Genomic DNA, 6,508 nt, shown 5'->3' on the forward strand with positions numbered 1-6,508 from the left:
CGCAATGGGCGATCAGCTTCGCGCAACCGAAACGCTGCGCAGATCGCCCATTGCTCCGTCGGCGAAACAGCGCCAAGTTCAACAAAGGACTCTGGTGTCAGCCGGATGAGCATCGGGGGTCACAGCACCGGCCCTTTCCCGAGTTCCCGGGTCAGATTGCGATATGGAGCGACGGGCCAAACTATGCGCGCGGACATTGGCTTAACGGAAGGGCGACCAATCAGCCGCTGCCAGCCGTCGTGACCGAGATCTGTGCGCGATCAGGGGTTGATGCCGTCGATACGCGGGCGCTTTTCGGGTTGGTCCGGGGGTTTGCCCAGTCTGATATCACCACAGGACGCGCGACCCTGCAGCCGTTGCTTCTTGCCTTCGGCTTCGATGCGCTGGAACGCGATGGCAAACTGTATTTCAGAACGCGCAGCGGTCGTGCTGAGGCTGCAATCACTGAGGAAGAACTTGTCGTCCTGCCCGACATGGAGGGGTCGTTCGAGAGTGTTCGGGCCCCGGATGCCGAGACCGCGGGTCAGGTAAGGGTCAGCTTTTTCGATGCGCAGTCCAGCTACGAGGTCCGCTCGGCCGAGGCACGCTTTCCGGATGAAGAGGCACGCGGCGTGGCGCAGACGGAACTGCCTCTGGCCATGACCGGCGGCGAAGGAATTGCCACAGTCGAACGCTGGCTGGCCGAGTCGAGAGTCGCCAGGGAAAGCGCACGCTTTGCACTGCCAAAGTCTCGTCTGATGATCGGGGCGGGTGACGTGGTGGAATTTGCCGGACGGCGCTATCGGATCGATCGCGTGGAACAGGCAGAGGCCCAGCTGCTGGATGCCGTCCGCGTTGAGCCGGGCGTCTACATGCCTTCGGACAGTGACGGCGAAGCCACCATGACCCGCCCGTACCTTGGGCCGGTTCCCGTCTTTCCGGTATTCATGGACCTGCCACTGCTTTCCGGGCAGGAAGTTCCGCATGCGCCGCACGTCGCAATCGCGGCGTCGCCTTGGCCCGGACCGGTTGCCCTTTGGTCGGCTGGTCAGGACTCCGGCTACGAATTGAACCGCCTGTTTGCGGCGGCGGCGGTTGTCGGAACCACCGAGACCCCAATGGCTCGTGCGCGGCCAGGGGTCTGGGACCGCGGGGCACCGCTACGGATCAGGTTGGCTAGCGGCGAACTGGTCTCGGTCGGCATGAACGAAGTCCTGAACGGGGCGAACGCAATGGCGATCGGTGACGGAAGCAGCCAGAAGTGGGAGGTATTCCAGTTCGCGCGGGCCGAGGTCGTGGCGCCCGATACCTATGAAGTATCCCTGCGACTGCGTGGCCAAGCCGGAACTGACGGGTTGATGCCGGACGTCTGGCCGGCGGGCAGCACCGTGGTTCTGCTGGACCCCACCGTGCTTCAGGTCGAATTGCCACTGTCGGCGCGAAGCCTTGCCCGCTATTATCGCGTCGGTGCCGCAGGCCGGGGTATCGACGATGCCAACGTGGTCTTGCGGGTAGAGGCCTTTGATGGTGCCGGTCTGCGCCCCTATCCGGTCGCGCATCTGCGGGCCCGGCGTGACCGGAATGACAGTTTGACCGTTAGCTGGATACGCCGGACAAGGATCGATGGCGATACCTGGCAGTCCTTTGAAGCCCCTCTGGGTGAGGAAAGCGAGGCCTATATGGTTCGTGTTGTCCAGTCTGGTGCGATCTGTTCGGAATTCGTCGTGACGATGCCGCAGTTCGTCTATCCGGCTGACAGGCGTTCAGCCGATCTGGTGACTGGCCTATTTCGGGTCGAGGTTGCGCAGGTATCGGCAAGCTATGGGCCCGGGCCTTTCCGCGCAATCGACCTGATGAACTGAGATGCGGCCACCTTTTGCTCATGAGGTCGTATTACTCGCGCGCGTGCTGATGCGGCATCCGCCTCGGCGAAGGTTTGGCGTGGCAAAGTCCTTGTTGGCCGAAGTCGAGATCGCTGCGAGACGACAGTGCGAGACCGGCAAGGCAGATCCGCGTTTCGGTGACGGCAGCCTCATGGCGCGATGCCATCGGGCTTGCCCCGCCATTGAACCGATGGCCGATGACCCGGATTTTCTTCACTCTCTGGGAACTGCCTGTCGCGCCCTGCTTGTCCATTCCGAGGCGTGATGACACTGCCCACAACTTTGAGTGTCGCAACAACGGCCCGCTGTGTTAAAAAGGCGCCAGACAGGAGGCACCGCCATGTTGGAAACCAAGCCGAAAGTAACCGCTGTCGATCCGGTGTGGCGGCGTGTGTGCGAGGAGGCGGAGGAAGCGATCCGAAACGAGCCGCTTCTCGGCGGGCTGATCCATTCCGGCCTGCTGCATCACATCAACATGGAGCGGGCACTTGCCTACCGCTTCTCGCTCAAGCTGGCCTCTGGTGAGATGAGCGAGCAGATCCTGCGGGAAATCGCCGACGAGGCCTATGACGCCGATCCCGAACTTGGTGCAGCGGCGCGGTCGGACCTGATGGCGGTCTATGAACGCGATCCGGCGTGCCACCGCTTCTTGCAGCCGATCCTTTTCTTTAAGGGCTATCAGGCAGTGCAGGCCTATCGCATCGGGCACTGGCTCTGGCAGGCCGGACGCATTGATCTGGCCTATTTCGTCCAGATGCGGGTGTCCGAGGTATTCGGTGTCGACATCCATCCGGCGGCCCGTGTTGGCAAGGGCATCATGATTGACCACGCTCATTCCATCGTGATCGGAGAAACGGCAGTCGTCGGTGACAACGTGTCCATGCTGCATTCCGTGACGCTTGGCGGCACTGGGAAAGAGGACGGAGACCGGCATCCGAAGATCGGCGATGGCGTCCTGATCGGGGCAGGGGCCAAGGTTCTGGGCAATATCCATGTAGGCCGCTGTTCGCGCATCGCTGCCGGGTCGGTCGTTCTGGAGGACGTGCAGCCGAATACCACCGTAGCCGGTGTTCCCGCCAGGGTTGTCGGGAAGGCAGGTTGCGCCCAGCCGGCATTGACGATGGATCAGATCCTCAAGGCTGAATGAAGCGCTCGGAATGACGCTAACCCTGCGCGCCGCCGTGGCCGGCCTTGCCGGCCAGGCGATCTCTGTCCTCGCGCGGTTCATGACCGCGCCTCGCGCCATCTGGCAGGGCATCGAGCCACTGGCGCTCCAGCGCGTGTATTTCGCCAACCACTCTTCCAATGCCGATTTCGTCCTGCTTTGGACGGTTCTGCCAGCACCGCTGCGCCGTCGCACCCGACCGGTTGCCGCGCTGGACTACTGGCTTGCCTCTACCCTTCGCGCTTTCATAGGTCGTGATGTATTCAATGCCGTCCTTATTGACCGCCGCCCCGAGGCGCGGACCCGCGATCCGATTCAACAGATGGTCGAGGCGCTCGACGCGGGTGCCTCGTTGATCCTTTTCCCAGAAGGCAAGCGCAACAGCTCGGTGAACCGCGCCGGGTTTGCCGGAGGCTGATTTCGGTTAGTTACGCGGCCATGGGTTCAGTTTCCAGAGTTGCGTAGAAGTTGGCCTCAGCTTCGGCGGGCGGGATGTTCCCGATGGGCTTCAACAGGCGGCGGTTGTTGAACCAGTCGACCCATGCGAGGGTTGCGTATTCGACGGCCTCGAAGCTGCGCCACGGACCACGACGGTGGATGACCTCGGCCTTGAAGAGCCCGTTGATCGTCTCGGCCAGCGCATTGTCATAGCTGTCGCCGACGCTGCCGACCGAGTGTTCGATACCTGCTTCTGCGAGGCGTTCCGTGTAGCGGATGGACAGATACTGGCTGCCGCGGTCGCTGTGGTGAACCAGTCCCATGCCCTTTGCCGGGCGGCGTTCATGGACTGCCTGTTCGAGGGCATCGAGGACGAAACCCGCATGGGCCGAAGTGCTGACCCGCCAGCCCACGATGCGGCGGGCATAGGCGTCGATGACGAAGGCGACATAGACGAAGCCTCTCCAGGTGGCGACACAAGTGAAGTCGCTGACCCACAGCATGTTCGGTGCCGGAACACGGAACTGGCGGTTCACCTTGTCCAGCGGACACGGTGCCTTCTTGTCCGGAATCGTCGTCCGGTGCGGCTTTCCACGGATAATCCCTTGAATACCCATGCTCTTCATCAGCCGTGCCACCGTGCAGCGCGCGACATCGAAGCCCTCTCGGACAAGCTGTCGCCAGACCTTCCGGACACCATAGACCCGCCAGTTCTCCTCGAACACGCGAAGGATCTCGGGGCGCAGCGCGTCGTCCTGACGTGCCCGAGCCGACAGCCGGGACGGGTCGGCCCGCTTCGCCAGATGATCATAGCAGGTGGACGGGGCGATCGGCAGCATGTTGCAGATCGGCCTTCGCCATCGGGCTCGAACCGATGGCGCCGCGATGGCTCAGCCCCGTGCGCATTCCGATGCGCGTCGATGAAACCCACCATCACTTCGACCGGCGGTCGAGCTCCGCCATCGCAAAATACGCGCTGGCCTGGCGCAGAATCTCGTTGGCCTGGCGCAACTCGCGGTTCTCCCGCTCGAGCGCCTTCATCTTCTCGGCCATCTCGCTGGAGACACCGGCCCGCTTGCCGCTGTCGACCTCGGCCTTCTTGACCCAGTCGTTCAGCGTCTGGGGTGTGCAGCCGATCTTCGCCGCGATCGACATCACCGCCTGCCAACGCGACGGATGTTGGGCCTCGTTGTCGAGAACCAGCCGCACCGCGCGCTCGCGCACCTCAGGGGAAAACTTGTTCGTGGTATTGCTCATGATGCTCCATCCTACTCAAGAGTTGGAGCCTCCGGAAAACCCGGCGCGGTTCACGGACGAGCCGCTGCTGCCCTTCAAGACTGGCCTTTACCACCTTGCTAAGGCTCGGCCAAAGGTCGATCTTGTCCCGGTCTGGATCGCGAACCTGAACAAGGTCATGCCCAAGGGGGAAGTCATTCCGGTGCCGCTGATCTGCACCTTGACCTTCGGCGCACCCATCCACCTGTTACCTGAAGAAACCAAGGAGGCTTTCCTGTCCCGGGCCTCGGCCGCCCTTCTGGAACTGCGGCCGCAGGTGCCGGCATGACTGCGACGCCCCACCTGATTTGGCTTCTAGCCGGCGTGGCTGCAATCCTGATCCTCGCCTCCATCGTCGGCGAGATACTGCGGCAGCGCCTGTCGCCCGCTGGTGACAACCCGGTCATCGAAAACCTGAATGCCCGGATTGCGGCCTGGTGGGTTATGGTGATCCTGCTTGCGATCGCCTTCCTTGCAGGCAAACCGGGCGTCGTGATACTGATCGCACTTGCTTCATTTGCGGGCCTGCGGGAGTTTCTTACCCTTACCACCCACAACCGTGCCGACCACTGGTCGCTTCTGGCCTGCTTCTTCCTGGTTCTGCCGTTTCATTACTACCTCATCCTGATCGACTGGTACGGCATGTATGCTGTCTTCGTGCCGGTCTATGTGTTCCTGCTGCTGCCTGTTCTCTCGGCACTACGGGGGTCCACCCAGAATTTTCTCGTCCGCGTCTCGGAAACCCAGTGGGCGCTGATGATCTGCGTCTATTGTGTCAGCCATGTTCCGGCACTGCTTTATCTGCAGATTCCCGGCTTCGAAGGGCGCAATGTCATTCTCTTCGCCTATCTGATCTTCGTAGTGCAACTATCCGACGTGATGCAGTATATCTGGGGCAGGCTGATCGGCAGAACAAGGATTGCCCCTGCGCTGTCGCCATCGAAGACGTGGGAGGGGCTGGTAGGTGGTGCCCTGACCGCGGTTTTCGTTGGTTCTTCTCTTTGGTGGATGACGCCCTTCACGCCGGCAGAGGCTGCGCTGATGTGCCTGATCCTGACAGCAATGGGCTTCTTCGGCGGCCTTGTGATGTCGGCGATCAAGCGGGACCGCGGGGTCAAGGATTGGGGCCACCTGATCCCCGTACACGGCGGCTTCCTGGACCGGCTGGACAGTGTGATCTTCGCCGCGCCGATCTTCTTTCACGTCACCCGCTATTACTGGTCGCTGACATGACGGGTGCGCCCGCTCCTCGCCGGCCACTCCGGTCGCGCAACTCGGGATGGGCAAGGCGTCTCTCCGCCCTGGCCGTGCAGAGGGGCTATAAGGCGAACCAGATCTCGCGCGCCTCTGTCGGGTTCGCTGCGATGGGGTTTCTGCTATACACACTATCACAGTTCTGCCCGCGCAACCTGCAAATCCTGTGGTTGATCCTCGCATCCGTTTCAATCCAGATGCGGCTGATCTGCAATCTGATCGATGGGATGGTCGCAGTCGAAGGCGGGCAGGGCGAAAAGGATGGCGCCTTCTGGAATGAGGCGCCTGATCGGCTGTCCGACCATCTCCTTCTGACCGGAGCAGGAATCGCCGCCGGCAACCCCGGTCTCGGTGCTCTTGCAGCAGCCTTGGCTATTGCCACCGCCTATTGTTGATTTCCACCCAGAACTGAGCCGGGTTTTCCATCGAGAAGTGAGCCACCTCTGATTATGGATTTCGGCTCAGGCTGGGGTCAAGGCATGGCTGTCTTCCTTCTTTTTGCGGGTCGCTGCGG

At 62.1% G+C, this 6,508-nt stretch carries 7 protein-coding genes, 1 pseudogene and 1 other annotated feature; of the genes and pseudogenes, 7 read left to right on the forward strand and 1 reads right to left on the reverse strand.

Features of this window, described 5'->3' with window-relative positions; genetic code table 11:
• The first annotated feature begins 239 nt into the window (after positions 1-239).
• From EYB42_RS16995 to EYB42_RS17005, 4 genes are all read left to right on the forward strand, one after another.
• Entirely contained in the window at positions 240-1,841 is a 1,602-nt protein-coding gene (locus EYB42_RS16995) for a phage tail protein (RefSeq protein WP_167851060.1), read from the forward strand.
• Position 1,842: 1 nt separating this feature from the next.
• Positions 1,843-2,127, forward strand: a complete 285-nt coding sequence (locus tag EYB42_RS17870; protein ID WP_449342969.1) for a DUF7742 family protein — start codon at positions 1,843-1,845, stop codon at positions 2,125-2,127.
• Between the two features lie 75 nt (positions 2,128-2,202).
• Positions 2,203-3,009, forward strand: coding sequence for a serine O-acetyltransferase (gene cysE, locus EYB42_RS17000; protein WP_135451268.1), 807 nt, complete (start codon positions 2,203-2,205; stop codon positions 3,007-3,009).
• Positions 3,010-3,019: 10 nt separating this feature from the next.
• Positions 3,020-3,445 (forward strand): 1-acyl-sn-glycerol-3-phosphate acyltransferase, encoded by a 426-nt coding sequence (locus EYB42_RS17005; protein WP_135451269.1) that lies wholly within the window; start codon positions 3,020-3,022, stop codon positions 3,443-3,445.
• A gap of 10 nt (positions 3,446-3,455) precedes the next feature.
• Here the strand turns inward: EYB42_RS17005 and EYB42_RS17010 are convergent.
• Positions 3,456-4,722 (reverse strand): annotated as a pseudogene (locus EYB42_RS17010) (IS3 family transposase).
• Positions 4,287-4,441, reverse strand: a sequence feature (AL1L pseudoknot). (Overlaps the previous pseudogene by 155 nt.)
• Between EYB42_RS17010 and EYB42_RS17015 the strand changes: the two are divergent.
• The 3 genes from EYB42_RS17015 to EYB42_RS17025 all read left to right on the forward strand — a co-directional run bounded on the left by EYB42_RS17015 (position 4,721) and on the right by EYB42_RS17025 (position 6,389).
• A complete protein-coding gene (locus EYB42_RS17015; protein WP_205910013.1) occupies positions 4,721-5,029 on the forward strand; it encodes a lysophospholipid acyltransferase family protein in 309 nt (102 codons plus the stop codon). The pseudogene EYB42_RS17010 and the gene EYB42_RS17015 overlap by 2 nt on opposite strands.
• Positions 5,026-5,973: a phosphatidate cytidylyltransferase gene (locus EYB42_RS17020; RefSeq protein ID WP_135451270.1), complete on the forward strand. Its 948-nt coding sequence runs from the start codon at positions 5,026-5,028 to the stop codon at positions 5,971-5,973. Before EYB42_RS17015 ends, EYB42_RS17020 begins: the two co-directional genes overlap by 4 nt.
• Positions 5,974-6,104: 131 nt before the next feature.
• Positions 6,105-6,389 carry a hypothetical protein gene (locus EYB42_RS17025; protein ID WP_135451271.1) on the forward strand — a complete coding sequence of 95 codons (285 nt, stop codon included), beginning with the start codon at positions 6,105-6,107 and terminating at the stop codon, positions 6,387-6,389.
• Positions 6,390-6,508: the final 119 nt, after the last annotated feature.

It is taken from the genome of Tabrizicola caldifontis (assembly GCF_004762095.1).
In the GTDB taxonomy this organism is placed as follows: Bacteria; Pseudomonadota; Alphaproteobacteria; order Rhodobacterales; family Rhodobacteraceae; genus Tabrizicola; species Tabrizicola caldifontis.

Excerpts from the sequence above, each read along its gene's own strand:
- EYB42_RS17025 (WP_135451271.1), top strand. The coding sequence starts at position 6,105 with ATGGGGTTTCTGCTATACACACTATCACAGTTCTGCCCGCGCAACCTG.
- cysE (WP_135451268.1), top strand. The coding sequence starts at position 2,203 with ATGTTGGAAACCAAGCCGAAAGTAACCGCTGTCGATCCGGTGTGGCGG.
- EYB42_RS17005 (WP_135451269.1), top strand. The coding sequence starts at position 3,020 with ATGACGCTAACCCTGCGCGCCGCCGTGGCCGGCCTTGCCGGCCAGGCG.
- EYB42_RS17870 (WP_449342969.1), top strand. The coding sequence starts at position 1,843 with ATGCGGCCACCTTTTGCTCATGAGGTCGTATTACTCGCGCGCGTGCTG.
- EYB42_RS17015 (WP_205910013.1), top strand. The coding sequence starts at position 4,721 with ATGATGCTCCATCCTACTCAAGAGTTGGAGCCTCCGGAAAACCCGGCG.
- EYB42_RS17020 (WP_135451270.1), top strand. The coding sequence starts at position 5,026 with ATGACTGCGACGCCCCACCTGATTTGGCTTCTAGCCGGCGTGGCTGCA.